Below are 24,870 nucleotides of genomic sequence, written 5' to 3'. Positions count from 1 at the left end.
ATCGTCAATCGTGCGCGGCTTGCCAGGACGTACCTCGTCATACAGCCCGTTGATGCGATGCTCCAGGAACCGGATACGCCACTTGCCCACTGTGGCGCGCGTGAGTTGAAGACGCTGGGCAATTGCGCTGTTGGGCTCCCCGGCAGCAGCAGCCAGCACGATGCGCGCACGCGTCACCAGCGCCGCCGAAATCGAGCGCGAACGCGCTATCGAAGTCAGTTGCGAGCGCTCATCTTCACTCAACACCAGTTCGGCCTTCGGTCGTCCCATGGGCATGCTGGTATCTCCCGTTCCATCGATACAAGCATGCTACGTGAACATAGATTAGTTAACAACAGAACGGAACACTAGGCGAGTACGTCGCTCAATGCAAGGGACCTCAGGCGCCGCGTCGTCCTTTCATTTACCCATGTGTTCCCGGGTGTTCCCACTTGTTCCCAAAAAAATTTTCACGTCCAGCCGTTCGCCTCAACGTTCCTTGCTGCAGCGGCGTCGCTCAACAACACAACGTGCCGGCTGCGGACCAGCACGAACCGGCTCGGCGATGCGCCCACTATCTGCCTCCGTCCCGGTCGATCAGCCATCTTCACGATCCTGGGTAATCCTGGGTCCAGCCATCCAGGACCCGTGCGAGCGCCGTCCGTGCAGCGGCAAGTTCCAGCTCAAGGCATTGAGCCGGGCGCCGCGGTATACGCAGCCGACGGCAGACTACCTCCCGAGGCGCATGCCAGAGATAGACCATGCGCAGCAGGTCGCGATGCCGGGGATGCAGGGTCCGCCATGCTTTCGTGATCCGCGCCGCATCGACCGGATCGTAGGCGCCGCGCGATGCGTTACCCCAATTCTCCAGCCGCCGGCGCAGAGGTGCAGAAGCGAGATCGCGGCTCATGGCGCGCCTCCTGACGCATGCCCCATTTCGTCGTCGCGCGCTGGCACAGGCACCCGGTAACGCGAGGGATTCTCGAGAAACGTTTCAATGTCCGCCGCGCGCCATCCCACCAGGCGACCACCCAGTGGCACGGCCGGTGGAAATGTTCGGGCCTGCATACGCCGGTAAATCGTTGAACGTGACAGCCCCGTTATCTCTTCGACCTGACGGCGGCGCAGGATCCTGTGCGCCTCACTGTTCGCAGTTGACATGGCCTTCCCCCAGAAAAGATGCCGGTCTCGGGTTGCCGGCACATGAGGGCATTCAAGCAGCAGTCGCGTCCGGATTCCAAACCCGTCTTATCGACGGGAAGCACCCGTCGGGCGTGGCGAACGACGTATGGGCGACGCGTAACGTATCAGCCATCGACGGCGGTGATTATCGCGGTCAATCTCGCGAATGCGAAGCGTAGAATGGCCAGCATCAGACGTACGGGGGTAGTCTGGCAAAGGTCGTACCCTCGCATCGACCAGGAGAGACGTTCGTGCTGTCTTCCGATGAATGGCAAAAGCGTACGGTTGAGGATGGCGTCGTGCGCTGCCCGGCATGCGAGTCGCTGAATGTGACGATGGGGGCTTCTGCTGTAGGCACGTACACCGTCTACCAGGAGTACGTGTGCGAAGACTGCGGGTACGAATTCCAGGCCATGTTTGGCCTGATCGGGTGCGTGCCCGGAAGCAACAACCAGGACGACGATGCGCGAGGCATTGTTCCGCCAGCAGGCAACTGAGTACATCGGCCTGGAACCCGGGATACGGTTACAGGCATGCAGGCGTTGCGGTCCTGCAGAGCCGCTGGCGCGCGCTCGTCCGAAGCGACTCAACCGTGCCTGGGAGGAAATCTCCAGCGACGCCGGGCGGCTGCGCGGCATGCGCTCCAGAGATTTTTCGTCACGCTCCGACTGCCCTCGCGGCTTGAGTGTGACACGTTGCAACACACACCGCCGGGATCCGCGGCGTCATCTGCCGCGTTATGGATCCCGATGCGCCGACCTGCCAGTGTCGTCACCGGTTTTCCGGGCATCCAGGCATGCTGGACAGGGTCGGCTAGAACTTCATCCTGATGCCCGCACCCACGCTATTGCCGGACGACACGCTGGTCATCGTGTCGTACCGCCATGCGGCGTAGACGTCCGTGCGTTTCGAGAGCGGGTAGTCGTATCCGAGCACCACCGTCGACCAGCGGATATCGGCGCCCTGTGCAGGCCGCCGGAGCGTGCCCGCCCAGGACACCAGTATGCTACCCGTGCCGGCCTGGGCGCTCAGCCCCACCTGAATGGTATCGTCGGTGAGCTCGTTGTTGTTGGTCACCCGTTCGTACTGCAGATAAAATTTGACGGTTTGCAGACGATATGCCGCTCCGGCCAGCCACGCGGTCTGTTCCGTGGCGCCGTTCAGGAAAAGCGACGCGGTGTGAAGACTCTGGACGGCGGCGGTCGCAGAGAACGGCCCCGCGAAATAAAGCACGTTCGCACTGTAGTTCGCCTGCCCGACATGCCCGGCGATGCCCGCATTGCTGTACAGCACACTTGCTGTCAGGCCGCCCGCCTCTGGCGACTGGTAGACGATCGAATCGTCAATCGCCGTATCGCTTTGTACCGGCGCGGCTCCCATCGCGGAACCCAGAAACGTGTGGACCACCATGGGCGAGAAGACGAACGAGTTGCCGAACGGGTTGAACAGCAGCGTGGAGACGAACAGCAGTGAATCATTACGCCCCAGTGTCAGCTGACCAGATTCCCCGCTCAGGCCAACGAACGCCCTGCGCCCAAAGAATGACTGTCCGTTGTATGCTCCTGACTGGCCACCGTTGATCCGGTAAAAGCTTTCGAGCGTGAAGATCGCCTTTGTGCCACCACCCAGGTCCTCGGCGCCTGACATGCCCCAAAACGATGTCGAAAGCCCTCCTGAGCCTACCTCCCACGCGTTGCCCACCGAGCCCGGTGTACGTACCACCCCGGCGAAGGCATCAGCCAGTCCGTAGAGAGAAACGGACGACTGCGCGTGCGCCACGCCCACGGTGGCGCACAACGATAGCGCGGCCAGCCCCTTGCTCCATCTTCCCCGCACGTCCCTGCACATTTTCTTCTCCTTCATCGTTTGTGAGTGTTCGTTTCTTCGTTTGAAGTGCGCCTGCCTGACAGCACGGTTTATCGCCGCGCGTCACCCCGGCCTGACGCGTGCGAGCGGCCTTCCGCGCTCGGCCAGTGCAATGGCGATGAGCAGCTCGCCCGGTGCCGGTGAGTCGGGTACGCAGAGCGACACCGTGTCGAAGTGGTCGAAGCTCCACATGTCTGTGACGCTGTGCACGGGAATATCGACGCATGCGCCAGCGGGCCCGCGCTTCGTGACGGATGGCATGATCGAAGACGCGCCAGGCAGGCAGTCGCGTACTGCCTTGCCGAGTCGTGGATGCAGGAGCGCCGCTCCCCATTCAAGCGGTACCCCTGTCCCAACAAGCGCCGCCTTCCCGTAACCCTGGATGTCTTGCCCCGTGCAACCGAGCGCAAGCAGCGCGCGTGCGGTGAGCAGCTGGCCGAGTTCGGCGCCCGTCGCATAGAGCGCCTCAAGCTCGCAGGCGGCATCCGGGCCGGTCGTCTTCAGTACGGCAGCGGCCACTATCTGACGGTGCGGCGGAGTCACTGGCGTGCCGAGTTCCGCGCACCGTTCAACGAGATGGAGCACAATCCGCGTGATCCCGGCGTTCATGGCGCGATCTCCGTGTCGCCCGCGTTCTGCAGTTCGGGACCCGGTGCCGGAAATTCCCCCCTCGCCAGTTCGTACGCCCGCGCTGCGCGCAAGACCAGGGCATCGCTGCCCCGACGCCCGATAATCTGCAGGCCGACAGGCATGCCCCCCGCGAATCCGCACGGTACGGATATCGCAGGCACGCCAGCCTGGTTGCACCACGCTGTCAGGACGGGTGCCTGACGCAGATGGGCGGGCAGACCGGGAACCGGAGGTGGCCCGCAATGAAACGTCGGTGTGAGCAGCAGGTCGTAACGGCCGAAGAACGTTTCCATCGATGCGCCGAGTGCGTGACGGGCAAGCAGTGCATCGGCAAACGTTGCGGTGTCCACCTGTGCTCCAGCATCCGCCAGTGCCTTCAGATCGGGATCGAGCAGTGTCCTGTCCGCCTCCTCCATATGCCGGACTCGCTGCGCGAAGAACACGGACCACTGGACCGAATGCATGCGGCCATTGCCGTAGTAGTCCGCAATCGGCCCGACATCGGCCTGACTGACCGTCGCGCCGAGTGCACTAAATACGCCCGCTGCCCTCTCGACACACTCCGCGATTTCTGACGCCACCGACACACCGTCCGGGACGGGGCACCAGGCGACCCGCAGACCCGCGACGCCGTTGTCGAGCGCGTCGCAATAGCCGGACGGACTGCCCGCTCCAGGAGGCCTGTCGTCATTCGCCCAGGTCACCGCATCAAGCATCAACGCTGCATCGCGCACGGTTCGCGCAATCGGGCCAAGTGTGGACAGTGCAGTCCACGACGCCGTATTGCCCGCCGGCACGAGCGCGAACGTAGGCTTGAACCCAACCACACCGCTCCAGCAGGCCGGAATCCGGATGGATCCGCCCCCATCGGTCGCAAGCGATAGCGGCCCCATGCCCAGCGCAACCGCGACCGCCGATCCGCCGCTGCTACCTCCCGGTGAGAGGCGCGTATCCCACGGATTGCGCGTCGCGCCTGTCAACGGGCAGTCGGTCACAATCTTGTTGCCGAACTCAGAGGTCGTGGTCTTGCCAAACGGTATGGCGCCCGCACGACGCAGCCGTGCGACGGCCGGCGCATCGGCATATTCGCGGTCCGGCGAGGCGGTCCTTGACCCGTGCCGCGTCGGAAGACCGGCCACGGCGACGAGATCCTTGACCGATACCGGTACGCCATCGAGCGGACCACACGGCTCGCCGCGCATCCACCGGCGCTCGGCTTCGCCGGCCGCCGACATCGCCCCTTCCTCGTCGAGCGCGCAGAAGGCGTTGACTACCGGATCGAGCTTCGTGACCCGGTCCAGTACCGCGCACATGACCTCCACAGGCGAGAGGCTGCGCTGCCGGAAGCCGACAACCAGCTGACCTGCATTCAGCGTGAGAATTTCGCTCATTCTGTAGTCCTTATCTATTAGCACACAACATTCCAAAGCGTGAGGAGGGCACGTCTATCCTTCACAGACCGGTGTAACGGGGCCAGTGGATTCCAGGATCGAAAAGCTGTTATCGGCAAGCGCCTGCCCGATCCGTGTCTGGCAAAGCACATGGCCCCCGTCGTGACTCACACCGGTTTTGCCACGCGGCAGCGCAACGGAGACGGCGGCCAACGCAGCCCTCACGCGCCCGGCGTCGACACTTCCCGCCGACCGGACGGCTTCGGCGAAAAGACGAATGCCCGCGTAGGTGTTCTCGCCGTGCGGGAGCACCACGGCATAGCGGCCGAGGCGGGGGTCGCGTGCGTCGGCGTAACGGGCTGTATAGCGCGTGAGGAACGCCTGGTTTTCCGGGTTGTCGATGCTCATGAAGTACGACGACACGCCGATCGTTCCGGTCGATGCACCTGTAGTTGCAATCGAGAGAGATTCGTGCGCGATGTCCGTCACCAGTTGCGGTTTCATCGCGAACGAGCGGTACTGCTTCACGAACGTCACCGGGTCGTCCCCGATGCTGTGCCACACGATCTGCGGATTCGCGCTGGCGACCTGTTGCAGGACGGCCCCATAGTCGCGCGTGCCGAAGGGCAGCCAGTAGACGCCGAGGAACTTGCCGCCGTGGCGGGCCACCGCCGCCTGCAGTTGCGGGACCAGCACCTTCCGGTTGCTGCCGATATCCGACACCACTGCGCAGACGGACCGCCCGCCCTCACGCATGAGCCACGCAATGAGCGGCTCGATCCGCTGGCTCGCAGCGAGCCCTGTCGTGAGCAGTTGCGGGTCGCACCGCCCTTCATCGAAGTTGGGATAGACGATGAGCTTTCGCGCTGCCCTCGCAGCCTGAAGGGCCGCCTCGCGCTCAGACGGCAGCACCATGCCCGTGATCATAGCCACGTCGTCACGCATGAAAAGCTGCCGCGCCTTCTCCAGCGTCACGGCCGTCGACATCTGCGTGTCCTCCACGCTCAGTTGCAGTGGCCGTCCCAGCAGCCCACCCGCCGCATTGATCTCATCCACCGCCAGGGCGGCACAGTTACGGTTGGTCTGTCCCACGCGCGTCAGGGGACCGCTAAGCGGCGCGAGCAGGCCGATCTTCAACGGCTCGGCGCCACGCGCGAACGGAGCGACAGCCGATGTGGCGAGGGAGGCAGCCGCGCCAAGCAGCAGGGTTCGGGAAAATTCACGTCGGTTCATGCTTTTTCTCACTGGATATCACTGGATTTCACTGGATGTTTTCAGGGCGGAAGTCCGGCACGACCACGGCGGCCGGAGAGAGATAGCGCGCAAGCGGGTGTTCGCCCTTTCTGCCATGTCGCGGCTCAACGGCGCCGGCATGCACGAGCCGCCCGTTGCTGAGCACGATGCAGCGGCGCGCGCTCTGAAGGACGAGATCGAGGTTCTGTTCGACCAGGAGCACCGCCAGCTTCGAGCGACGGCAGAGCTCGGGAATCACCTCGCCGATACGCTCGACCAGATTGGGCTGCACGCCGTCGGACGGCTCATCCAGCAGGAGCAGTTTTGGCCGTCCGCACAGGGCGCGTGCGATGGCGAGGACCTGCTGCTCGCCGCCCGAGAGCGTGCCGCCCTGCTGCGACAGACGCGTCCTGAGCACCGGAAAGTAGTCGAATACCTCGTCGAGAATGTCCGCCCCACCGGCGGCCTGCGTGCCCATCAGCAGGTTCTCGCGCACGGTCAGTTTCGGAAAGATCCAGCGCCCCTGCGGCACCAGCCCGATACCCCGGCGTGCGATCTCGTGCGTGCGCAGGCCCTTCAACGGCTGGCCCAGGAAAGCGATCTCTCCACTCACACGCGGCAGCAGCCCCATGACTGCCTTCACCAGCGTGGTCTTGCCGGCACCGTTGCAGCCGAGCACACCGACCACCTCGTTCGGCAGCACGTCCAGCGTGAGGTTGTGAACCACATCCACGTCGCCGTATCCGGCGCACAGATTTTCAATGTGCAGCATGTGTCGCCCTCCGCCCCAGATAGATGCGGCGGATCTCCTCGTCGTCCGCGATTTCCGCATACGATCCCCGTCGAACCACCTCTCCCCGGTGCATCACCCACGTCTCGCATGCGAGGGACTGCACGAAGCCGAGGTCGTGTTCGATGGCGAGCACTGCGCATTGTTCACGCAACCGGTGAATAAGCCGCACCAGCCGCTGTGCGTCCTTCGCGGACAGGCCGGCTGCGGGTTCGTCGAGGAGCAGCAATGCGGGCTGGCACATGATGGCCATGCCGATCTCAAGCCACTGGCGCTCACCATGCGGCAGATGCGAGGCGAGCTCGCTCGCCTGCCCCGCCAGACCCACCTCTTCCAGCACTGCGTCGGGATCCGGCATCGGCGTAGCCCGGTAAGCCGCGACGCCAAGACCGGCCACCACCAGATTGTCGCGCACGGTCATCGTGAGGAAGGTGTTGGTCCCCTGGAACTTGCGCACCACGCCATGCCGGCAAAACGCGTGCATCGGGCGGCCGGTCATCCGTTCGCCATCGAGAGTCAGCTCGCCGGAGCCGGGGGCGATCGCGCCCGACAGCAGGCCAACGAGCGTGCTCTTGCCCGCCCCGTTCGGACCGATCACGCACAGCAGGTCGCGTCGCGCGATGGTGATGTCGACGCCCGCCACGGCGTTGATTCCACCGAATGCGCGCGACAGGTTGGTGCCCTGCAGAAACTGGCCGTCCATTACCGTTCCTCCTGAGCGTGTCCGGCGCGGTGAACCGGCGGCCTGCCCCAGACCGCTCGACCAGCCCGATGCGCGGCCTCCACCAGTTCATGAAGTCGCAGTCCTTTCGGCATGAACAGCACACAGGCGAGAAACAGACCGCCGAGGATCAGGGGCCAGCCGTCCGTGCTGTAGCTGGAGACGGTCTGCCTGACCAGTGTCAGAACGACCGCGGCAATGACAGGACCGCCAATTCTTCCCCGGCCGCCGATGGCCACCCAGAGGATCACTTCGGTCGCAAGGAGCGGCGAGAACACGTCCGGGGCCACCACCCCGGAGCAGGCCGCCATCAGCGCGCCCGCGATTGCGGCAAGCGCCGCCGAGGCGACGAAGACGAGCAGCAGGTGAAACGACGTGTGATAGCCACACGCTTTTGCGCGCCACTCGTTGCTCGCGATCGCATCAAGCACCTTGCCGTAGCGGCTGCGGCACACGAGCCATATCAGGGCAGTCGCGGCAAGCAGTACAACGGCTACCGTGTACCAGGAGGCGCGAGGACCGCTCATGTCGAGCGTGTGGCTACCCACGCTGAATGACAGTCCCGGGATACCCAGGATGCCCGTGTCGCCCCCGGTAATCGACTGCCAGCTGACGGCGAGCTGCTGGGCGACGATCAGCACGGCGAGGCTGATGATGGCGAAGAAGTGAAGCCTCACCCCCGCAAAGAGCAGAAAATACCCAATCACCGCGGCGACTGCCACAGCGCAGAACATACCCACCGCCAACCCTGTCACGGCCGCCTGTCCGAACTGTACGGTCGTGATGGCAAATCCGTAAGCACCGAGACCCAGGAACGTCGTGTGCCCGAGCGTGAGCACCCCGGCCCGCCCCCAGAGCAGGTCATAGCTCAATGCGAGGATCCCCATGACCAGCGCATCGCGCACCGTCGACAGCAGCCAGGGTCCGGCAAAAAAAGGCACGATTGCCACGGCTGCCATTGCCACGCTCCACATCAATAACGGCGAAACATCCCTGGGGCCGAGGGCGGGCTGTGAGAGCCAGAGCCGCAGACAGCCTGCGTGTTTTCCAGACATACGCTTTATCCTTTACCGAGAAGCTGATGAGCCGCGCTGAATCCTGGAATCAGCCCTTGCGGTCTGAACCGGATCACCACAATGGAGAGGACCAGCACCACCGCTGAAGCGAGAGAGGGATCGACGCGATAGCTCAGTAACGTCTCGGCCGTACCGATGACTGCGCTGCCCAGAATGCTGCCCGCAATCGAGCCGATGCCGCCCAGCACGATCACGAAGAACGCCTTGGCGAGATAGGAGACGCCCAGATGCGACTCCACCGAAACCATGGGCGCAACGAGTACGCCGGCAAGCGAAGCAAGCGCCGCGCCGCCGCAGAAGGCAATACGATTCAGGCGCCGGGTGTCGATGCCGGTGGCCTGAGCCATCACCGGGTGCTGGATCACGGCACGCAACTGCATACCAAAGCGCGTACGGGCGAAAAGCAGCCAGCACCCTGCTGTTACGATGAGCGCAACAGCGATCACAAAGATCCGGTAGGCCGGATAGCTCCCCCCGGGGACCGGAACCGCTCCGCCGAACGGCGCGTACACCAGCATCGGCTGCGTGCCGAAGATAAGCTCCAGTGCCTTCTGCAGGATCAGGCTGACGGCGTAAGTCGCGAGAAGGGTGTCCAGTGGCCGGTCGTAGAGCAATCGGATGATGAAACGCTCGAGGCACCATCCGAGGAGTGCCCCGGTTAAGGGAGCCGCCAGCAAGGCGAGCCAGAACGCCTGCTTCCCCGCCATCGCCTGCACGACAGCCAGCGTGTACGCGCCGATCGTGACCCACTCGGCGTGTGCAAGGTTCACGATGTCCATCATGCCGAACACGATGGCAAGGCCAAGCGCCACCAGCGCCAGAATGCTCACGTAACCAAGAATGTTCAGAATTGTCGTCATTGGCATAGGTCCAGGTCTTCATATCTGCGAGGGCGTCACCCCCATCCGTACAACTGGCAAACGAGCGGCTTTTCGGTCCAGACACCCCGCCGGTCATCGCCCGAAGAATTCCTTAGAACCGCTACTAAGAAAATCTTAGTAAAAACGGCGAGAAATTCCCAGAGACTCGCAGGATGCCGGGTAACCACACGACATCCTCCGTTTTTGCTATACGCCTGAAACAGGCCCGGTTACGCTCGGGCCTGACCCAGGAGCAACTTGGCATCCACGCCGGCATCGACGAGTTTTCCGCCAGTGCCCGCATCAATCAGTACGAGAGAGGCAAGCACTTGCCCCATCTCGCGATGGGGCAGCGTCTGGCGAGAGCTCTGCACGTCCCGACGTCTTTCCTCTACGAGGAGGACGACCTGCTTGCAGCCCTCCTGGTAACTGCGGCCGGACTCACGCGGGGAAAGAAGAAAATCCTCCTCGCAAATGCCGAGACGCTGACACAATCAACTTCCACAACCCGAAAGACAAGGTAATACTTAGTCTTTCGACTAAGAGTTACTTAGTAAAATCCCTGAGCGAATCCGGGAAACTCACCGGATGCCGCGCGATATACCCACTCCTGATGCCATTTTCCCCAGACGCCTGAAACAGGCGCGGCTGCGCTCGGGCCTCACCCAGGAGCAGCTTGGCATCCAGGCAGGCATTGACGAGTTTTCCGCCAGTACCCGCGTCAACCAGTACGAAAAGGGCAAGCACACCCCGGCCATACAGACGAGTCAGCGTCTGGCGCGGGCCCTGCTTGTCCCCACCGGTTTCCTCTACGAGGAGGACGACCTGCTCGCGAACCTGCTGGCGATCGCGGGCAGGCTCAGCAAGGAAAAGAAAAAGGCACTCCTCGCTAGTGCAGAAAAGCTGGCGCAGGAATAAACTAAGAATTCCTGAGTCTTGGGGCCAGCCACCTGCGACACCACGACTGGCGCCCTATCTCGTTCGGAACATCAACCCTGATCCACCAGCAACCCGTGCGAAATCCTTCGTGATGCTCCAACGCGATGTCCGTCAAACTCCCGTCATGTCCTGAGCCGAAACTATCACTCCGGTGGCACCGCACTTGTCATCGCTATTTATGATGATTAAATTTACGTCCATAAAATGAGTGTGTCAACGTCGCAGAATTGCTCGTTTACCCTGTAATTTGTCATATCTCCGGATGCTTGACATAGGCGATAGCTGCACCTAATGTCTATTTATGATGATTAATTGGAGACGACATGAGCAGTGATCTTTGCGATCTGACAGTACAGGAGGTCCACGCGCTTTATGAGGCTGGCGGCACCTCGCCAGTGGAAGTCATGGAAGCCGTACTTCATCGCGTTGAGCAGCTCGACCCGGCAGTGAATGCCTTCTGCCAGATCGCCGGAGATGCACTCGATATGGCGCGGGCGTCCGAGACACGATGGCATCGCAAACGGCCCCTCGGCCCGCTGGACGGCGTGCCGGTCAGCATCAAGGATAACGTCGCCGTCTCGGGCCTCGCCACGCGATACGGCTCACGCGTTACAGACGAAGTACCGGCGTCTCACGACAGTCCGTGCGTGGCGAGACTTCGCGAGTCAGGAGCGATCTGCTTTGCCAAGACCACCCTGCCCGATTTCGCCCACAAGATCGTCACCGACAGCCCACTGACGGGCGTGACACGCAATCCCTGGGATAGGGAGCGCACACCGGGCGGCAGCAGCGGCGGTGCCGCCGCCGCCGTCTCGTTCGGCATGGCGCCAGCCGCGATCGGCACCGACGGTGGCGGGTCCATCCGGATTCCCGCCGCTTTTACCGGCACGTTCGGCTTCAAGCCGAGCTTCGGACGTGTCCCGCATGCCCCGCGCGGCCCGTTTGGCCTGTTGAGCCATATCGGCCCTCTGACCCGGTGCGTGGCAGACGCCGCCCGCATCCTGACCGTCATCAGCCGGCCTGACAGCCGCGACTGGTACGCGTTGCCATTCGACGCCAGCGACTATGAACGTGGTCTCAAATGCAAGCCGACGCCCGGCGGCATCCGCATAGCGTACAGTCCGTCTCTCGGACTCGCCGTCACGCCGGAACCCGCTATCCACGAGGCGGTCATGCAGGCGGCCGATACCTTCCGTCAACTCGGTGCGCGAGTCCAGCCGGAAGACCCGCCCGGTATCGATCGCTGTAATGCAATCCACGCGACTCTCTGGCCGGCATGTTGCCGCCAGCTCACCGAAGGCATGGTCGACGGCGGTGCTGCACTCGATCCGTCATTGCGGGCCTACTCCGACGCGGGCGCCGGAATTTCGCGCCAGGCGCTGCTCGGCGCGCTGATCGAGAGGGGCGAACTCGGCGCCGGCGTCAACGCATTCTTCGAACGGTACGATCTCGTCATCTGTCCGGTTTATCCGCGCGTGGCGATGCGACTCACTGAACTCCAGGCCGGCGACGAACTGTTCCCCCACTTCACTGCATGGTGCAATCAGCTCGGGCTTCCCGCTGCCAGCCTCTACGCTGGCACAACGGCCGAAGGCCTGCCTGTCGGGATACAGATCGTCGGTGGTCGTCACGCGGATGCACTTGTGCTCTGGGCAAGCCACATCCTCGAACTCGCCTTTGGAAGGGCTCCGTTAGCCGAGCTGGCACGTACGTTTTCCTCATCCGTTGCCGGCCATAAAACGCACTGAGACCTCGTATCTGGCGGACATCCGGGCCTGCCGGACGCGGGTCCAGCCGTCGTATCACGACCCGCCCTTCCTGCCCGCATGCAGACCCAGATCCGAATCCAGTACCAGCTTTTGCCGTAAGGCTGCATGCACCTTGCGAAGCTGCGCTTCCGCTTCTTCCATGTGCGCGGCCATGAATTGTCCGACCGCGCTGGCGTCGCGCCGCCTTGCGGCATCCAGAATCGCCCGGTGCGCGGCGACGGTCTGCCGCCCGAACGCCTGGTACTCCTGCTGCGTGACGTTACCGGCCACGATCACGAGGCTGTGCAGCATCTGGTTGATGATCTGGCACGCGCAGCGAAGGAATGCATTGGGATTGGCCGCCGCGAACACATCATGAAAGTGAATGTCCTCATGTCGCTGGTCAAGCGCATGCTCATGACTTGCGACAAACGGCTCGCACGCCTCCACGCTACGCTCCAGCGCATCAATATCCGCATCGGTCAGATGTTCCACCGCGCCCGCGGCAAGTAACGGCTCCAGCACACGCCGCACGGCGTAAATGTCCTCCAGACTGATGCTCTCGAAAAACAGGTAGTTCTGCAGCGCCTGGAATGCGCGGGCAAACGGCACGCGTGTGATCGTGGCGCCGCCATCCGGTCCCGTACTCAGACGCACGAGCCCCTGCACCTCCAGTGCCTTGAGGGCCTCCCGTATGGAACCCCGGCTAACACTGAATATTTCCTGGAGCTCGGCCTCCTTGTTCAATCGCATACCGGAGCGCAGCCTTCCATCGGTAATCCAGCTCTTTATGAGCTCGGCCACCTGATCGCCGCGCTTGGTCGTGCGCGGCCCCCTGTTGTCCGGCTGCAGCAACGGCTTTTTTGCTGTCGTCTGTTTTCGCCCTGCCATTCGTCACATCCGTAGTTGGCCAGTCATCGTTCGGTATGGACGTCATTATCGTTCATCTACTGCCGACCTGGCCGCCTCACGTCACGCTGGCCGGCACCCTCCTAATGTTCGGGGGTGGCGATGCGACGTACCTGCTCCTACGCTCTAGACGAACGGCACGCGGGCAACTGCCCCGTGATTTCGGTGCGCGCGACGCCTCAGCGCACGCGCCCCATATGGGAGACCCGCTCATGACCCGAGACGAACAGACGTCACAACAAGTCCATACGATCGAGGGCATCGGTAGGGCCCTCGCGGATCGGGGACTCGATATCGGACGGCTTGCCAAGAGCATGCGCGCCGTCAGTAGCGAATCGGACGTAACCGGCCAGATCGACGGTCCCCCCTGGCGTGCGGGTGACGTGCGAGCTCTGAACATGAACCTCGTGCCAGCCGACCACGGAGGCTGCCCGGCCCTCCAGTCTCTCGTGGCGCGGGCGACATTGATGGCCTACCTCGGTGAGGCCGACGCAAGCCTCGCGCTTGCGTTGCCGGGCCCGGGACTCGCCACGCCACCTGTCCTCGCGCTCGCTTCGGCGGAGCAGAGAGCGCAGTTCTTCCGGCGCTTCGAGTCCGACACGCCGCGCTGGGGAGCCTTCGCCATCACCGAGCCCGACTGCGGCTCCGACGCCACCGCCATGCGTACCAGCGCAAGGAAGACGGATCGTGGCTGGGTACTGAACGGCACGAAGTGTTTCATCACGAACGGCGCGCGTGCCGACTGCGTGATCACGTTTGCAACCATCAACCGGCAGATGGGACGCTACGGTATCCGTGCATTCCTGGTGGAACGCAGCGCGCCGGGGTTCATGGTGTCGCGCATCGAGCGGATGGCTGGCCTACGCGCCACCCAGCTTGCCGTGCTCTCGTACGCCGACTGCGAGCTCACCGATGACGCGCTGCTTGTCCGCGGCGACGAGAAGCCGCTCGACGATGCCTTCTCGGGTGCGCAGCGGTCCTGGGACTACTTCAGGCCGCTGCTTTCCGCAGTCATGGTCGGTACGTGCCGGCGCATTCGCGCGGACCTCGTTGCCTGGCTCGACGCGGGCGGCAAGCCCGCCGACAACCGGCAAGGCTCGGCCGGCGTGTCAGCAGCCCTGCTCGACATCGACCGCCAGATCACGGCCGCATGGCTGCTCTGCCATTGCACGGCCTGGAAGACCGACCAGGGAACCGCCACGTCGATGGATTCTTCAATGACCAAGGCTTTTGCCTCCCGCGTGGCCGCACGGGTGACACGCGCTGCAATTGACCTTGCGGGTATCGATGGCGTCACCGCCTGTCCGTCGCTCGAACAGGGCTACCGTGACGCCAGGGCTTTCGACATCATGGAAGGCACCGGCGACCTGCAGCGGCTCATGATCGCGCGAGCCGCGCAACGATCGACGTCGCGTCCATGGAACATCGCGGAACCTGCCTAGCGACTGCATCGCCATGCCTGGCGACCAAAGTCCATAGACCTGATCAGGAGATACTCCCATGACCCATACCACCTCCGGTCCCGAACGCGAGGAAATCGCCGCCACCATCAAGTCATGCCTGCTGTCGGCCATCGGCAGCACCACGGCTGCGGAACTGGTCGCGGATGACACGAACCTGTTCGACGTCGGCGTCGACTCAATGAACATGACAGACCTGCTTCTTCAACTCGAACAGCGCTTCGGCTTCACGCTCGCGCCCGAAGATCTCTCATCCGACCTCTTTCTGCGTTTCGGCAATCTGGTCACCTTCGTGGAATCCCATGTACGACGCAACTGACCACGGGCACGGGCACGGGCACGGGCACGGGCAATTCTGCATCGCGGCAACGGCGCGGTACGTACCCCGGACGCGTGTGCGACCCGAAGTGCTGGTACGGGAGCCGGCGGCCACGCCCACCTCCGTGCGGGAAGCCGTCATGCAATCAGTCTATGCCGACACGCTGCGCTGGCGCCGGCAGGCGACAGCTCCCGTTGCCGTGGATCATCCGTCCGGGCGCGCCACAATGCCGGCACGCGTCACCAGCGAGCCACGCCTCAGCCTCTCGGAAATGGCGTCAGCCGTAGCCAGGGAGGCTGTCCGGCGATGCCCCCCGAAGGACAACCGTGCACCCGACCAGATCATCGTATGTGCCAACAGTTTTGAACATGATCTCTCGCTCTCGTGCGCGGGTCGCCTGCACAGCGAACTCGGATCAACGAGCGTGCCGTGTGCGATCGGACAGATCCAGGGCGTGTCATTTTTCCTGGCGCTGCAGGTGGCAACCGACATGATGGCCAGCGACGAGCGCATGCACGCCGCGCTGATTGTCGCGGCTGAACGGTGGCTGCCGCCATTCTCCCGCCGGACCGGAACGCTCACCGCATTGGGTGATGGGGCGGCCGCCGTGCTGGTCAGGCGCCACGCCGGACCCGGATGGCACCTACGCAGCGTTATGGTATGCACGCCCTCCACCGCCGTTTCCATTGCGCCGCACGAGACCTTTGTCGACGAAGCGGCCGTGGTCGAAGTCATCGGGAAGACGTGTGCGCAGGCGGGCCTGAAACCCGCTGCACTGGACTGGATCGTGCCTCCGCGCATCAACGCGGCCCTGGCATGCGAGGTCAGCGCCCAGGCCCGACTGCCTGCCGGGCGAATGTGGTATCCGGATCCGGGAGACATCGGTTACCTGTGTGCCGCAGACGCGCCCACGCAACTCGACCTGCTGTTGCAATCAGTTGCTCCGGCGGACGGTCAACGCATCCTGATGTGGTCGGCCGGCTTCCAGGGACAGGCCGCCTGCGCGATCCTCGAGTTTCGCGGGAGCTAGCGATGTCTGCGCCCCTGCCCGACTCCATGCTGTCCCTGTCCGGAATCGCATTCAGCCTTCCGTCCCGCACGGTCGATGCGATCACGTGGGCCAGTCGTTGCGGATTGCCCGAGGCGCGCGCGAGCGCACTGCTGCGCAACGGTGTGCAGCAGTTCCACGATGCTGCAGCGCAGTCACCGGTCATCTTTGCATGCGAAGCGGTTGCCGCCCTGCTCGAGGATACCGGCACGACACCCGCAAGCATCGATGCGCTCGTGTGCACGCACACGATCCAGAGCAGCGTCATGGCGCCGCCTGCCGGTACTGCCTCGTTCATCCAGTCCCGTATGGGCCTGACCCGCGCACTCGCGTTCTCGGTGATGCAGCAGAACTGCGTCTCGCCGATCGCAGCCATCCGCATGCTGCGAGTGCTCGCCGTCAGAGGTCGGCCCATCCGGCGGGCGATTGTTGTCTGCGCAGATGTGATGGGCTCGGGCTGCGATCATCTGCGCGCAATCCAGGACCTCGCCCTGCACAGCGACGGCGCATGCGCAATCCTGCTGGAGCGCGGCACCGACCGCAACTGCATCGCGGGACTGCATCTTTATACGGACGGTCGCTACTTCCGCGGCACCGACGACGATCTGCAGCCCGTGCCTGATGACCGGTACTACTGGTCGGCATTCACCACCATGCGCACGGCACTCGGACAGGCGGGCATCACGGGTAACGAACTCGTCCATGTCCTGCCCCACCACGTCAACCTTCCCGGATGGTCTCGCCTCGTGACCATGCTGTCCGTACCACAGGAGTGCCTTTTCACCGTGAACTTCGGGCACCTCGGCCATGTGTTCGGTGCAGACCCGTTCATCAACTTCCACACCGCGCCACGCGGGCAACCGGGCTCGCACTCCCTGCTGTTCTCCAGCGGGTTTGCCGGCTGCTTTGGCGCAATGGTGATCCGCCACTGATCCTGAACTTCATAGCGATCCGGCCATGAGAAACCTCCTTGACCTTGTGCAGTCGGCAGCCCACCGCACACCTGATGCGCAGGCACTCGTTTGCGGCGATGTCCGCGTGACCTACGACGAACTGCTGCAACGCAGCCACACGTTCGGGCAGGTATTGCCTACCCTCGGCATCGCTGCGGGGGAGCGCGTCGCGATCTTTCTCGACAAGCGTATCGAGACCGTCGTCTCGATGCTTGGCGCCTGCGCGGCGGGTTACGTATTCGTCCCCCTCAATCCGCTCCTGAAACCGAACCAGGTGGCCCACGTGCTTCGCGACAGCGGTGCCCGGTGCCTCGTGACCACCGCATTGCGCGCCCGTTCACTGGCTGCGGAAGGCCTTGAGCCAGTATCCGAGCTGATCATCGTGGATGAGCCTGAACTGGCATTCTCCAGCCTCGGGAACACGGTCAGGATTCATCGCTGGCCAGGCCGTGACAGCGGCCGCCCCGACGATGCCCATATCGCGGGACCGGCGGTATCGTACGTTGATACCGACCTCGCCGCCCTTCTGTACACATCCGGCTCGACAGGGCTGCCCAAGGGCGTGATGCTCAGCCACCGGAACCTGCTCGAAGGCGCCTGGAGCGTAGCCGACTATCTGCGCCACGAGCCGTCTGACCGCATCCTCGCCGTTCTGCCCCTGAGCTTCGATGCGGGGCTGAGCCAGTTGACCTCGGCCTGGTCTGCGGGCGCAACAGCGGTCCTTCTGAATTACCTCAGCGCGCACGATGCCGTCCGCGCGTGCGAGCGCGAGCACATCACTGCGATTACCGGTGTGCCGCCACTATGGATGCAGCTCGCAGCCGCAACGTGGCCCGACGGGTCGCGCAACAATCTGCGCTACTTCGCGAACACCGGAGGTCGCCTTCCGCTGCCTGTGCTGCAGAAACTCAGGGCGCTGTTTCCGCGAGCCACACCCTTCCTGATGTACGGGCTGACCGAGGCGTTCCGTTCCACATATCTCGACCCTGCGCAGATCGACCGGCGGTCCGACTCGATCGGTACAGCCGTGCCCAATGCGCGGGTGCTCGTCGTCCGGGAGGACGGCACACCGTGCTCCCCGGATGAAGCCGGCGAGCTCGTGCATGTGGGCGCATGCGTCACACTTGGCTACTGGAACGACGCGGCACGCACTGCCCAACGCTACCGTCCTTCGCCCGAAACGAAACCGGGCGGAGCGCCGCACGATATGGCGGTCTGGTCTGGCGACCTGGTGCGGCGCGACAGCGAGGGTTTTCTCTATTTCATCGCCCGCAACGACGCCCAGATCAAGAGTTCCGGCTACCGGATAAGCCCGGAGGAAATCGAGGAAGCGGTTCACGCAAGCGGCCTCGTCGTGGAAGCGGTTGCCCTGGGTATCCCGGATGATCGGCTTGGCGAAGCGATCGCGCTGCTCGTCGTCCTGGCAGGTGGTTCAACACGTGTCGGCGATCTGCGCGACTGGTGCATGCAGCGCCTGCCGCGCTATATGGTCCCCCGGGACATCGTGAGTTGTCCGGAAATTCCACGCAATCCCAACGGGAAGTTCGACAGGGCGGCGCTGCGTACCCGGCTTGCCTCGCTCGCAGGCGGTTCTGGGGAGAAAGCATCGTGAACCTGACTTTCATCCGGCGGCCCTCCGGGCTGCAGTTCGGCGGCGTGGACGTGCGTCAGCTGGCCGACCGCGCAGGGCGTACGCCGTTTTTCGCCTACGACCGCGCAGCGATCGACGCCCGCATCCGGGAACTGCGCAGCCTGCTGCCCTCCGGCATGCATCTGCACTACTCGATCAAGGCGAATCCGATGCCAGCTTTGGTCCACTATCTGGCCGCATGGGTGGACGGGTTCGACGTCGCCTCGGCGCAGGAGATGGCCGTCGCGCTCAACGCCGGCGCCGCCCCGGCGGATATTGGCTTTGCCGGTCCCGGCAAGTCTCATGACGACCTGCGGCGCGCCGTCGCCAGCGGTGTGAACGTGCACGTTGAATCGCAAACCCAGCTACGGCTCGTCACGGCGCTCGGATGGGAACTCGGCGTGCAGCCCAGCGTGGCGATCCGCGTCAATCCCGACTTTCAGGTCGGGCAGAGCGGCATGCGCATGGGTGGCGGCGCGGCGCCGTTCGGCGTCGATGTCGAGCAGGTGCCGGCGCTGCTGCGCGAACTCGAAGCGCGGGAAGTCGCACTCGCCGGCTTCCACGTCTTCTGGGGCTCACAGTGCCTGCATGCGGCAACCGTCGTCAAGGCCCAGCGCCAGAGTGCTGAACTCGTCCTCCGGCTAGCCGGCGGTCTGACCGAGCCGCTCCGGTTCGTGAACCTTGGCGGCGGCTTTGGTATCCCCTACTTCCCAAGCGAAACACCGCTCGACGTGAAGGCAGTCTGCGAAGCGATGCACGACTGGCTGCCAGGGATGCGCGCAGGTCTGCCCGGAACGACGCCGATCCTGGAGCTCGGGCGTTACCTGGTGGGAGAAGCGGGCATCTACGTGTGCCGCGTGATCGACCACAAGGTCTCGCGCGGCAAAACGTTCGTCATCACGGATGGCGGCCTGCATCATCACCTCGCTGCCTCCGGCAACTTCGGCCAGGTCCTTCGGCGTAACTTTCCGGTCGTCATCGGAAACCGTCCCGATGGTGTGGCACGCGAACGCTGCCACGTGGTGGGCTGCCTGTGCACGCCGCTCGACCGACTGGCGGACGACATTGAGCTTCCCGAAGCTAATATCGGCGACTTTGTCGTGGTGAAACAGTCGGGCGCGTATGGGCGCTCGGCGAGCCCGCTGCATTTCCTGAGCCATCCCGAACCCGTCGAAATGCTCGTGTGACGCCGCAACAGCAGGAGAAACATCATGCCATCCAGTCGATCCGTCGTAACGGACCTCACGCCAGCATCGTGGGCGCTCAGCGACGACCAGCAGGGGCTGCGTGCGACCGCAAGACAGTTTGCGCGCGAACGCCTCGAACCGCTGCTCGTCCATCAGCCAGACGCTGCCCTATGGAGCGAAACGGTCAGGCTCGCTGCGACGCTCGACCTCGCGGCCATGATCCTGCCGGAGCAGAAAGGAGGCATGGGAATCAACCGGCACGACCTGGCGCTTGTCGTTGAACAGTTCGCGGCGGGTCCGCTGGAACGCGCGGCCGAACTGACACTCAGCAGCCCGGCACTGATGACACTGCGCGAATACGATGCGCTCGACCGGCTATCCGACCGGGATACCCGGCATTATTTCGACGGCAGCACATCGATCGCACCGGGTATTCCGGACATCGATGCCTCGGGTCTCTGGATATTGCGCCGGCACCCAGCCTCGCCAGTAATGATGGTCCGCATGGACGACAAACGCCCGCAGCTCGTGCTCGCGACGCTGCCTGCAGGGCAGGAAATCCGCGGTGCCGCACCTGTTGCCGTGCTCGGCGCGCTATCCATCGAACGATATACCGCCGTGCCTGCAGACGATGCCCCGATCCCGGTGGCGACCCGGGACGAAGACAACTTCGGCCCGGATCCGGTTCGGCAGTCGCTCGTCGACACAGCGATCTACTTCGCCACGCTGCTTTCGGGCGCCGTGCAGCAGTGTGTGGACTTCGCCCTTGCCTACAGCGTGACCCGACAGACGTTCCGCAAGCCGATCGTTGCCCATCAGCTCGTCGCTGCCCGGCTCGCCGACATGCTCGTGTCCGCGCACACCATCCATCTCGTGCTCCGGTCGGTGGCAGCGCAGGATACGCAGGCGCAGATCGCCCCCGTATCGCAGATGGCTCGCCACGTTGCCACCGAAGCGATGGACGTTGCGCGCGAGCTTGTGCAGCTTTGCGGTGGCCATGGCTACGTGGAAGGCCCCCCGCCGGCGGCACGGTTCCAGACGGTGCACTGGTTTGCGATGCTGTTGATGAAGGTCGAGGCCGCGCTGCGTACGTTCATCGCGTCTGCATGAGGCATTCACCGGCCGGAGATTCGACGTGGACAGCCAGGGCCAGTCGCGAACACCCGCGCAGCAGACTGAAGGATCCCACCAGACGGATGGAGGATCCGGCTCATGCTGGCTTCGTGAACCTGACAGCAACGATGTGAACGACATCGCTGCCTGGCTCTCCGAACCGGACATCAACCAGTGGTTCGATTTTGGGCAGGGCCGCCAAACGCTACCCCTGCTTGCCGTGCAGCTCATGGTGCAAAGCGGTCGGCACCGCCTGCGCATGTTCGGACCGGCCGGCCATGAGGTCGCAAGCGGCCTTGTGGCCATCAGCGATCTCGCGCATGCCTTTGGCACCGCCTCGTTCTGGGTATTGCGCGACAGCCGGCGCCCAGCGTGCAGTGACATGACGTTTGTGGCCTCGACCACGCTTCTCCACGAGGCGTTCGCAACGGACCGGCTGCATTGCGTCACGGCGTGGGCCGTGGACTGCAACGTGCGGTCACGACGCCTGCTCGAGCGGATCGGGTTTCGGCCGGCCGGCCTGCAGCGCGATTGCCATGTCATGCGTGGGTCGCGGTTTGGGCGCGTACTCTATGACCTGCTACCAGCCGATCTCGCCAACGGCTCGGGCCCGCCCGCGGGGGGCGCATGAAGCCGCCCGTCATCACCGCAGTGACGGCCTGGGTGCCTGAGGCCATACCGCTCTCCCGATGGACGGCGATCGAGTCGGCACTGCGCGCAACCGGACATCCAGGCTGGGATGCGTGGATGAGATCGTGGCATCCCGACTACGGCCACTGGCTGGAGGCGGGGGCAGGCGAGGAAACCGGTGGTTCACGCCCTGTGCATTCCGGTGTGCCAACACCCGACGTGACCTGCATGGTGCCGGTCGAAACCGGTACCGATCTTTCCGGACTCGCCGTAAAAGTGGCGAATGCGCTCTGCGCTGCACGCCCCCCGGACGCCCGCCCGGTCGATGTCATCGTGTTCTGTCACAGCAGCCTCGATGAACACGTTTCGACCACCGTTGCCGGACGGCTGTGTGCCGAAGTCGGCACACCGTGCTTTCCATTTTCCGTCTCGCAACAGCATGGCGTGTCGCCATTCACGGCATTGAGGCTTGCGGCCGACCTGCTCGTCGCTGAGCCGCACATCCATACCATACTTATCGTAGCAGCGGAGAAATGGTGCCCACCGTTTTCCAGAATGTGCGGAACTTGCATGGTGCACGGTGACGCCGCCGGCGCGATGCTCGTTGAACGAACCGACCCCGGCACAGGTGGTGTGCACCTGCTTGATGTCGCAGCCCGGCACGTTCCCGTTGACATGGTGTGCGGTGACGCAGGAGTCGCCGATGCCCGGACATTCCCCTTGCTATCGATGATCGACTCGCTCCTCGCGCGACACGGCCTTCACGACGAGAATGTTAACGACGTTGTGGGGCACCCAGGTATTCCGTCGCTCACGGCCGCAGTATCCGACCTGCTCGGCCGGCCGGACACAGGTGTGCAGCATGAAGATTGCGTTCATCTCGGCGCTGCCGAATCCATCGTGCGCCTCGCACAGATACTCAACCGCGCCGCCTGTGGCCGGAGACACCGCGCGCTGCTGTGGGGCTACGGGACAGGCGGCTTTATCGGCACAGCACTGCTGGGGATGCACGGCGCACCCTCCCTCCCTATCAGCAAAACGAGGTCCAGTCCGTCTCATGATCCCTGATCTCGGCATAACGCACGTCGCTTTCCATCTTCCTCAATGCGTCGACGATGTCCGCAGCTGGGGACAACGGACCGGACAGAGCGCCACTACCGTCGTGCAGCTGGAACGGGCGGGGATGCGCTATTACCGGAAAGCGAATGGGCAAACTGCGATCGGTCTCGCGGCCAGCGCGGTCCAGCGTCTCCTGCTTACCTCAGGTATTGCGCGTCGCGAAGTCGACTGCATCGTGTACGTGCATACACTGCAGGGCAGCGTTGCTCCGCCGCCGCACTCGCTACCCGGCCTGCTCTGTGACCGTTTCGGATTCACCAACGCAGAGGCGTTTTCCTTCGCGCAGCAGCACTGTGCGTCCGCCCTCGCCGCACTGCGCGTGATTCGCGCGATGTTCATCGCCCGACCCTACATGAAACGGGTCCTGCTTGTCGGCGCCGACGTCATGCCGCTGGCATCGGAAAGGTTAATGCGAGCCGAGGGGATTCTGGGTGATGGTGCGTTTGCTGCATTCATCGAACGCGGTGCTGCCGTCAACCGCCTGCTCGCGATCGGGATGCACGCCAGCGGGCTGGGCTGGCGAGGGGTACTGGCAAATGACGAATCGCGCCTGGCAGCGCAGAACTTCTTCACCGCGCGCAGTCTGATCAGGCAGACCGTCCAGCAGGCACGTTTCACACTGGACGACATCCAGCGCATCCTGCCCCACCATCTGGACCTGCCCGCGTGGCACCGCCTGCTCGATTCACTTCAGGTTCCGCACGACCGGCTGTTCGCGGAGAATTTTGCCCGCGTCGGCCACGTCACCGTCAGCGATGCATTCATCAATCTCGCCCAGTGTGAGGGGCTCGTGACGGGCAGGCCGCTCCTGCTCTTCGCGCGAGGCATCGGAGGGTTTTCAGCGGCAGCCTTGCTGGTCCGTTAGCCGGCCGACTCAGCCCCGTCTCGTCCGCTTGCCCCAACCCCATGCAGTGGGTATGTTTCTATCCCTTATATGAATCGTCGGGCGGTAATCGGCACACTATAATAAATGTTTAAATGCATTCGGGCCCGTGCATAGTACGCGTCCAGTTGGCCATCACCGGTGTCGCAATCTGCGGCAATCGTATGCGCGACTCTGATTGGCCCCTCACTCCTGAAACGCGTGTCGCATGAATCGCACCGTCGTTGCGCGCGGGCCTCGTTCTCATGCGGCACCTGGAGTTCCTGACTCTGTTGGGGCAGCGGCGGGGTAGTGAACATGAAACATGTCTCTGGACGCCGTCTGAACGAGCGTCAGCACAGGCCATCACTCATATCTAATCGTCTGCAAACCGGCGCACCGGCACCGGTGATGCGTCTTGCATGTGCCGCCGATATCCCTTCCCTCGTCGAATCTTTCGGCCATGCGGCCGGGAAACTCGGCTTCCCGCATTACGTGATCAGCCGCGTTACCCGGAGCCGTTCGACCTGCACCCGGCGAACGGCGCTCGAGATGATCGGCTCCCACTATCCGCAGGAGTGGGTGCGGCACTACCAGCGTCGGGATTATGCGTCCAGCGACCCCGTTCATCGGGCTGCGTTCCTCCAGTCGGCTCCCTACCGGTGGCATGACATCATCGGCTTGAGCAAAGCCGAGCGTCGTCTACTCGACGAAGCAGGAGAGGCCGGATTGCGCGCGGGACTCAGTATCCCGGTCCACCAGTCCGATGGCAGTATCCTGCTGTTCAACCTGTCCGGCCCGTTGCGCTCCGTCAACGACGCAATCAACTCCCGGCTGGCATACCTGATCAGCGCGCAGTTTCACTTCGAACTGCATCGCCTCGCTCAAATGTCCCCGAAAAGGGCGGCCCACCTGCTGACACCGCGTCAGCTCGAATGCCTGACCTGGGTCGCCCGGGGGAAAACCTCGGCCGAGATTGGCGAGATCCTCGGGCGCTCGCGCTATACCGTTGACTACCACATCGAAGAAGCGATGGAGGCGCTCAACATCCGCAGCAGGACGGCCGCCGCAGTCCACGCGACCGTACAGGGCATCATCAAACCCTGACTCCGCTTTTCCCGCAATTCCACCGCATGCCCTGCCCGTCGCCGTAAGCGGCCTGGGCCAGTGCACGCTCGCGTGCGCGCCGACACCCTCCCAAAGCTCCGAGTTTCTGGGCCAGAGA

Annotated in this window: 27 protein-coding genes; 15 read left to right on the top strand and 12 right to left on the bottom strand. The window is 63.8% G+C overall.

The window, feature by feature from the left end:
- The 3 genes from BUE39_RS27010 to BUE39_RS27000 form a co-directional block, all read right to left on the bottom strand.
- Positions 1-276 (bottom strand): helix-turn-helix domain-containing protein (locus BUE39_RS27010; protein WP_143169526.1); only part of this gene is annotated, 276 nt, incomplete at its 3' end.
- A gap of 310 nt (positions 277-586) precedes the next feature.
- Positions 587-889: a hypothetical protein gene (locus tag BUE39_RS27005; protein WP_073431764.1), complete on the bottom strand. Its 303-nt coding sequence runs from the start codon at positions 887-889 to the stop codon at positions 587-589.
- Positions 886-1,140, bottom strand: a complete 255-nt coding sequence (locus tag BUE39_RS27000; RefSeq protein ID WP_073431763.1) for a helix-turn-helix transcriptional regulator — start codon at positions 1,138-1,140, stop codon at positions 886-888. The genes BUE39_RS27005 and BUE39_RS27000 overlap by 4 nt, the downstream gene beginning before the upstream one ends.
- A 272-nt stretch (positions 1,141-1,412) precedes the next feature.
- Here BUE39_RS27000 and BUE39_RS26995 point away from each other — a divergent pair, with 272 nt between their 5' ends.
- On the top strand, positions 1,413-1,658 hold the full coding sequence (locus BUE39_RS26995) for a hypothetical protein (RefSeq protein ID WP_073431762.1): 246 nt from the start codon (positions 1,413-1,415) through the stop codon (positions 1,656-1,658).
- Between the two features lie 316 nt (positions 1,659-1,974).
- On the opposite strand, the gene BUE39_RS26990 is transcribed toward BUE39_RS26995, so the two are convergent.
- The 8 genes from BUE39_RS26990 to urtB form a co-directional block, all read right to left on the bottom strand.
- Positions 1,975-3,009 carry a porin gene (locus BUE39_RS26990; protein ID WP_084561497.1) on the bottom strand — a complete coding sequence of 345 codons (1,035 nt, stop codon included), beginning with the start codon at positions 3,007-3,009 and terminating at the stop codon, positions 1,975-1,977.
- A gap of 81 nt (positions 3,010-3,090) precedes the next feature.
- Complete coding sequence (locus BUE39_RS26985) at positions 3,091-3,636, bottom strand: amino acid synthesis family protein (RefSeq protein WP_073431761.1); 546 nt, start codon at positions 3,634-3,636, stop codon at positions 3,091-3,093.
- A complete protein-coding gene (locus BUE39_RS26980; RefSeq protein WP_073431760.1) occupies positions 3,633-5,048 on the bottom strand; it encodes an amidase family protein in 1,416 nt (471 codons plus the stop codon). Before BUE39_RS26980 ends, BUE39_RS26985 begins: the two co-directional genes overlap by 4 nt.
- A 54-nt stretch (positions 5,049-5,102) precedes the next feature.
- A complete protein-coding gene (locus tag BUE39_RS26975; protein WP_073431759.1) occupies positions 5,103-6,281 on the bottom strand; it encodes an ABC transporter substrate-binding protein in 1,179 nt (392 codons plus the stop codon).
- A 28-nt stretch (positions 6,282-6,309) separates the two neighbouring features.
- On the bottom strand, positions 6,310-7,053 hold the full coding sequence (locus tag BUE39_RS26970; RefSeq protein WP_073431758.1) for an ABC transporter ATP-binding protein: 744 nt from the start codon (positions 7,051-7,053) through the stop codon (positions 6,310-6,312).
- Positions 7,040-7,774, bottom strand: a complete 735-nt coding sequence (locus tag BUE39_RS26965) for an ABC transporter ATP-binding protein (RefSeq protein ID WP_073431757.1) — start codon at positions 7,772-7,774, stop codon at positions 7,040-7,042. The genes BUE39_RS26970 and BUE39_RS26965 overlap by 14 nt, the downstream gene beginning before the upstream one ends.
- Positions 7,774-8,847 carry a branched-chain amino acid ABC transporter permease gene (locus tag BUE39_RS26960; RefSeq protein WP_073431756.1) on the bottom strand — a complete coding sequence of 358 codons (1,074 nt, stop codon included), beginning with the start codon at positions 8,845-8,847 and terminating at the stop codon, positions 7,774-7,776. The genes BUE39_RS26965 and BUE39_RS26960 overlap by 1 nt, the downstream gene beginning before the upstream one ends.
- Positions 8,848-8,852: 5 nt before the next feature.
- A complete protein-coding gene (urtB, locus tag BUE39_RS26955) occupies positions 8,853-9,728 on the bottom strand; it encodes an urea ABC transporter permease subunit UrtB (RefSeq protein WP_073431770.1) in 876 nt (291 codons plus the stop codon).
- 173 nt (positions 9,729-9,901) lie between these two features.
- Between urtB and BUE39_RS26950 the strand changes: the two genes are divergently transcribed.
- The 3 genes from BUE39_RS26950 (at position 9,902) to BUE39_RS26940 (ending at position 12,415) form a co-directional block, all read left to right on the top strand.
- Complete coding sequence (locus tag BUE39_RS26950) at positions 9,902-10,252, top strand: helix-turn-helix domain-containing protein (RefSeq protein WP_073431755.1); 351 nt, start codon at positions 9,902-9,904, stop codon at positions 10,250-10,252.
- A 64-nt stretch (positions 10,253-10,316) separates the two neighbouring features.
- Entirely contained in the window at positions 10,317-10,646 is a 330-nt protein-coding gene (locus tag BUE39_RS26945; protein WP_073431754.1) for a helix-turn-helix domain-containing protein, read from the top strand.
- 344 nt (positions 10,647-10,990) lie between these two features.
- Positions 10,991-12,415 carry an amidase family protein gene (locus BUE39_RS26940; protein ID WP_073431753.1) on the top strand — a complete coding sequence of 475 codons (1,425 nt, stop codon included), beginning with the start codon at positions 10,991-10,993 and terminating at the stop codon, positions 12,413-12,415.
- 54 nt (positions 12,416-12,469) lie between these two features.
- Here the strand turns inward: BUE39_RS26940 and BUE39_RS26935 are convergent, their stop codons facing one another.
- Positions 12,470-13,306 carry a FadR/GntR family transcriptional regulator gene (locus BUE39_RS26935; protein WP_073431752.1) on the bottom strand — a complete coding sequence of 279 codons (837 nt, stop codon included), beginning with the start codon at positions 13,304-13,306 and terminating at the stop codon, positions 12,470-12,472.
- Between the two features lie 230 nt (positions 13,307-13,536).
- On the opposite strand from BUE39_RS26935, the gene BUE39_RS26930 reads away from it, so the two are divergent.
- The 11 genes from BUE39_RS26930 (at position 13,537) to BUE39_RS26880 (ending at position 24,752) form a co-directional block, all read left to right on the top strand.
- Entirely contained in the window at positions 13,537-14,766 is a 1,230-nt protein-coding gene (locus tag BUE39_RS26930) for an acyl-CoA dehydrogenase family protein (RefSeq protein WP_073431769.1), read from the top strand.
- 58 nt (positions 14,767-14,824) lie between these two features.
- Entirely contained in the window at positions 14,825-15,103 is a 279-nt protein-coding gene (locus tag BUE39_RS26925; protein ID WP_073431751.1) for an acyl carrier protein, read from the top strand.
- Between the two features lie 139 nt (positions 15,104-15,242).
- Positions 15,243-16,133, top strand: a complete 891-nt coding sequence (locus BUE39_RS26920) for a 3-oxoacyl-[acyl-carrier-protein] synthase III C-terminal domain-containing protein (RefSeq protein ID WP_235004978.1) — start codon at positions 15,243-15,245, stop codon at positions 16,131-16,133.
- A gap of 2 nt (positions 16,134-16,135) precedes the next feature.
- The gene (locus BUE39_RS26915; protein ID WP_073431749.1) at positions 16,136-17,083 is read left to right on the top strand and encodes a 3-oxoacyl-[acyl-carrier-protein] synthase III C-terminal domain-containing protein; all 948 of its coding nucleotides are present in this window, start codon (positions 16,136-16,138) and stop codon (positions 17,081-17,083) included.
- Positions 17,084-17,108: 25 nt separating this feature from the next.
- Positions 17,109-18,716, top strand: a complete 1,608-nt coding sequence (locus BUE39_RS26910) for an acyl-CoA ligase (AMP-forming), exosortase A system-associated (protein WP_073431748.1) — start codon at positions 17,109-17,111, stop codon at positions 18,714-18,716.
- The gene (locus BUE39_RS26905) at positions 18,713-19,921 is read left to right on the top strand and encodes a pyridoxal-dependent decarboxylase, exosortase A system-associated (RefSeq protein WP_073431747.1); all 1,209 of its coding nucleotides are present in this window, start codon (positions 18,713-18,715) and stop codon (positions 19,919-19,921) included. Before BUE39_RS26910 ends, BUE39_RS26905 begins: the two co-directional genes overlap by 4 nt.
- A gap of 24 nt (positions 19,922-19,945) precedes the next feature.
- A complete protein-coding gene (locus BUE39_RS26900; protein WP_073431746.1) occupies positions 19,946-21,031 on the top strand; it encodes an acyl-CoA dehydrogenase family protein in 1,086 nt (361 codons plus the stop codon).
- Positions 21,032-21,056: 25 nt separating this feature from the next.
- Positions 21,057-21,665, top strand: coding sequence for a GNAT family N-acetyltransferase (locus tag BUE39_RS26895; protein WP_073431745.1), 609 nt, complete (start codon positions 21,057-21,059; stop codon positions 21,663-21,665).
- Positions 21,662-22,732, top strand: coding sequence for a beta-ketoacyl-[acyl-carrier-protein] synthase family protein (locus tag BUE39_RS26890; protein WP_073431744.1), 1,071 nt, complete (start codon positions 21,662-21,664; stop codon positions 22,730-22,732). The genes BUE39_RS26895 and BUE39_RS26890 overlap by 4 nt, the downstream gene beginning before the upstream one ends.
- On the top strand, positions 22,722-23,648 hold the full coding sequence (locus tag BUE39_RS26885; RefSeq protein WP_073431743.1) for a 3-oxoacyl-[acyl-carrier-protein] synthase III C-terminal domain-containing protein: 927 nt from the start codon (positions 22,722-22,724) through the stop codon (positions 23,646-23,648). The genes BUE39_RS26890 and BUE39_RS26885 overlap by 11 nt, the downstream gene beginning before the upstream one ends.
- A gap of 315 nt (positions 23,649-23,963) precedes the next feature.
- Complete coding sequence (locus tag BUE39_RS26880; RefSeq protein WP_084561496.1) at positions 23,964-24,752, top strand: LuxR family transcriptional regulator; 789 nt, start codon at positions 23,964-23,966, stop codon at positions 24,750-24,752.
- Positions 24,753-24,870 lie beyond the last annotated feature (118 nt).

The organism is Paraburkholderia terricola, from assembly GCF_900142195.1.
GTDB classification, from domain to species: domain Bacteria; phylum Pseudomonadota; class Gammaproteobacteria; order Burkholderiales; family Burkholderiaceae; genus Paraburkholderia; species Paraburkholderia terricola.
Note: the sequence above shows the minus strand (reverse complement) of the source record. Positions and strands in the feature narration are given on the sequence as shown.

What these genes read in the sequence shown, in the direction of transcription:
- BUE39_RS26985 (WP_073431761.1), bottom strand. Translation starts at nt 3,636, where the DNA reads ATGAACGCCGGGATCACGCGGATTGTGCTCCATCTCGTTGAACGGTGC.
- BUE39_RS26935 (WP_073431752.1), bottom strand. Translation starts at nt 13,306, where the DNA reads ATGGCAGGGCGAAAACAGACGACAGCAAAAAAGCCGTTGCTGCAGCCG.
- BUE39_RS27005 (WP_073431764.1), bottom strand. Translation starts at nt 889, where the DNA reads ATGAGCCGCGATCTCGCTTCTGCACCTCTGCGCCGGCGGCTGGAGAAT.
- BUE39_RS26920 (WP_235004978.1), top strand. Translation starts at nt 15,243, where the DNA reads ATGCAATCAGTCTATGCCGACACGCTGCGCTGGCGCCGGCAGGCGACA.
- BUE39_RS26960 (WP_073431756.1), bottom strand. Translation starts at nt 8,847, where the DNA reads ATGTCTGGAAAACACGCAGGCTGTCTGCGGCTCTGGCTCTCACAGCCC.
- BUE39_RS26950 (WP_073431755.1), top strand. Translation starts at nt 9,902, where the DNA reads ATGCCGGGTAACCACACGACATCCTCCGTTTTTGCTATACGCCTGAAA.
- BUE39_RS26890 (WP_073431744.1), top strand. Translation starts at nt 21,662, where the DNA reads ATGAAGCCGCCCGTCATCACCGCAGTGACGGCCTGGGTGCCTGAGGCC.
- BUE39_RS26900 (WP_073431746.1), top strand. Translation starts at nt 19,946, where the DNA reads ATGCCATCCAGTCGATCCGTCGTAACGGACCTCACGCCAGCATCGTGG.
- BUE39_RS26885 (WP_073431743.1), top strand. Translation starts at nt 22,722, where the DNA reads ATGATCCCTGATCTCGGCATAACGCACGTCGCTTTCCATCTTCCTCAA.
- BUE39_RS26990 (WP_084561497.1), bottom strand. Translation starts at nt 3,009, where the DNA reads ATGTGCAGGGACGTGCGGGGAAGATGGAGCAAGGGGCTGGCCGCGCTA.
- BUE39_RS27000 (WP_073431763.1), bottom strand. Translation starts at nt 1,140, where the DNA reads ATGTCAACTGCGAACAGTGAGGCGCACAGGATCCTGCGCCGCCGTCAG.
- BUE39_RS26930 (WP_073431769.1), top strand. Translation starts at nt 13,537, where the DNA reads ATGACCCGAGACGAACAGACGTCACAACAAGTCCATACGATCGAGGGC.
- BUE39_RS26910 (WP_073431748.1), top strand. Translation starts at nt 17,109, where the DNA reads ATGAGAAACCTCCTTGACCTTGTGCAGTCGGCAGCCCACCGCACACCT.
- urtB (WP_073431770.1), bottom strand. Translation starts at nt 9,728, where the DNA reads ATGACGACAATTCTGAACATTCTTGGTTACGTGAGCATTCTGGCGCTG.
- BUE39_RS26945 (WP_073431754.1), top strand. Translation starts at nt 10,317, where the DNA reads ATGCCGCGCGATATACCCACTCCTGATGCCATTTTCCCCAGACGCCTG.
- BUE39_RS26980 (WP_073431760.1), bottom strand. Translation starts at nt 5,048, where the DNA reads ATGAGCGAAATTCTCACGCTGAATGCAGGTCAGCTGGTTGTCGGCTTC.
- BUE39_RS26940 (WP_073431753.1), top strand. Translation starts at nt 10,991, where the DNA reads ATGAGCAGTGATCTTTGCGATCTGACAGTACAGGAGGTCCACGCGCTT.
- BUE39_RS26975 (WP_073431759.1), bottom strand. Translation starts at nt 6,281, where the DNA reads ATGAACCGACGTGAATTTTCCCGAACCCTGCTGCTTGGCGCGGCTGCC.
- BUE39_RS26970 (WP_073431758.1), bottom strand. Translation starts at nt 7,053, where the DNA reads ATGCTGCACATTGAAAATCTGTGCGCCGGATACGGCGACGTGGATGTG.
- BUE39_RS26925 (WP_073431751.1), top strand. Translation starts at nt 14,825, where the DNA reads ATGACCCATACCACCTCCGGTCCCGAACGCGAGGAAATCGCCGCCACC.
- BUE39_RS26880 (WP_084561496.1), top strand. Translation starts at nt 23,964, where the DNA reads ATGAAACATGTCTCTGGACGCCGTCTGAACGAGCGTCAGCACAGGCCA.
- BUE39_RS26965 (WP_073431757.1), bottom strand. Translation starts at nt 7,774, where the DNA reads ATGGACGGCCAGTTTCTGCAGGGCACCAACCTGTCGCGCGCATTCGGT.
- BUE39_RS26915 (WP_073431749.1), top strand. Translation starts at nt 16,136, where the DNA reads ATGTCTGCGCCCCTGCCCGACTCCATGCTGTCCCTGTCCGGAATCGCA.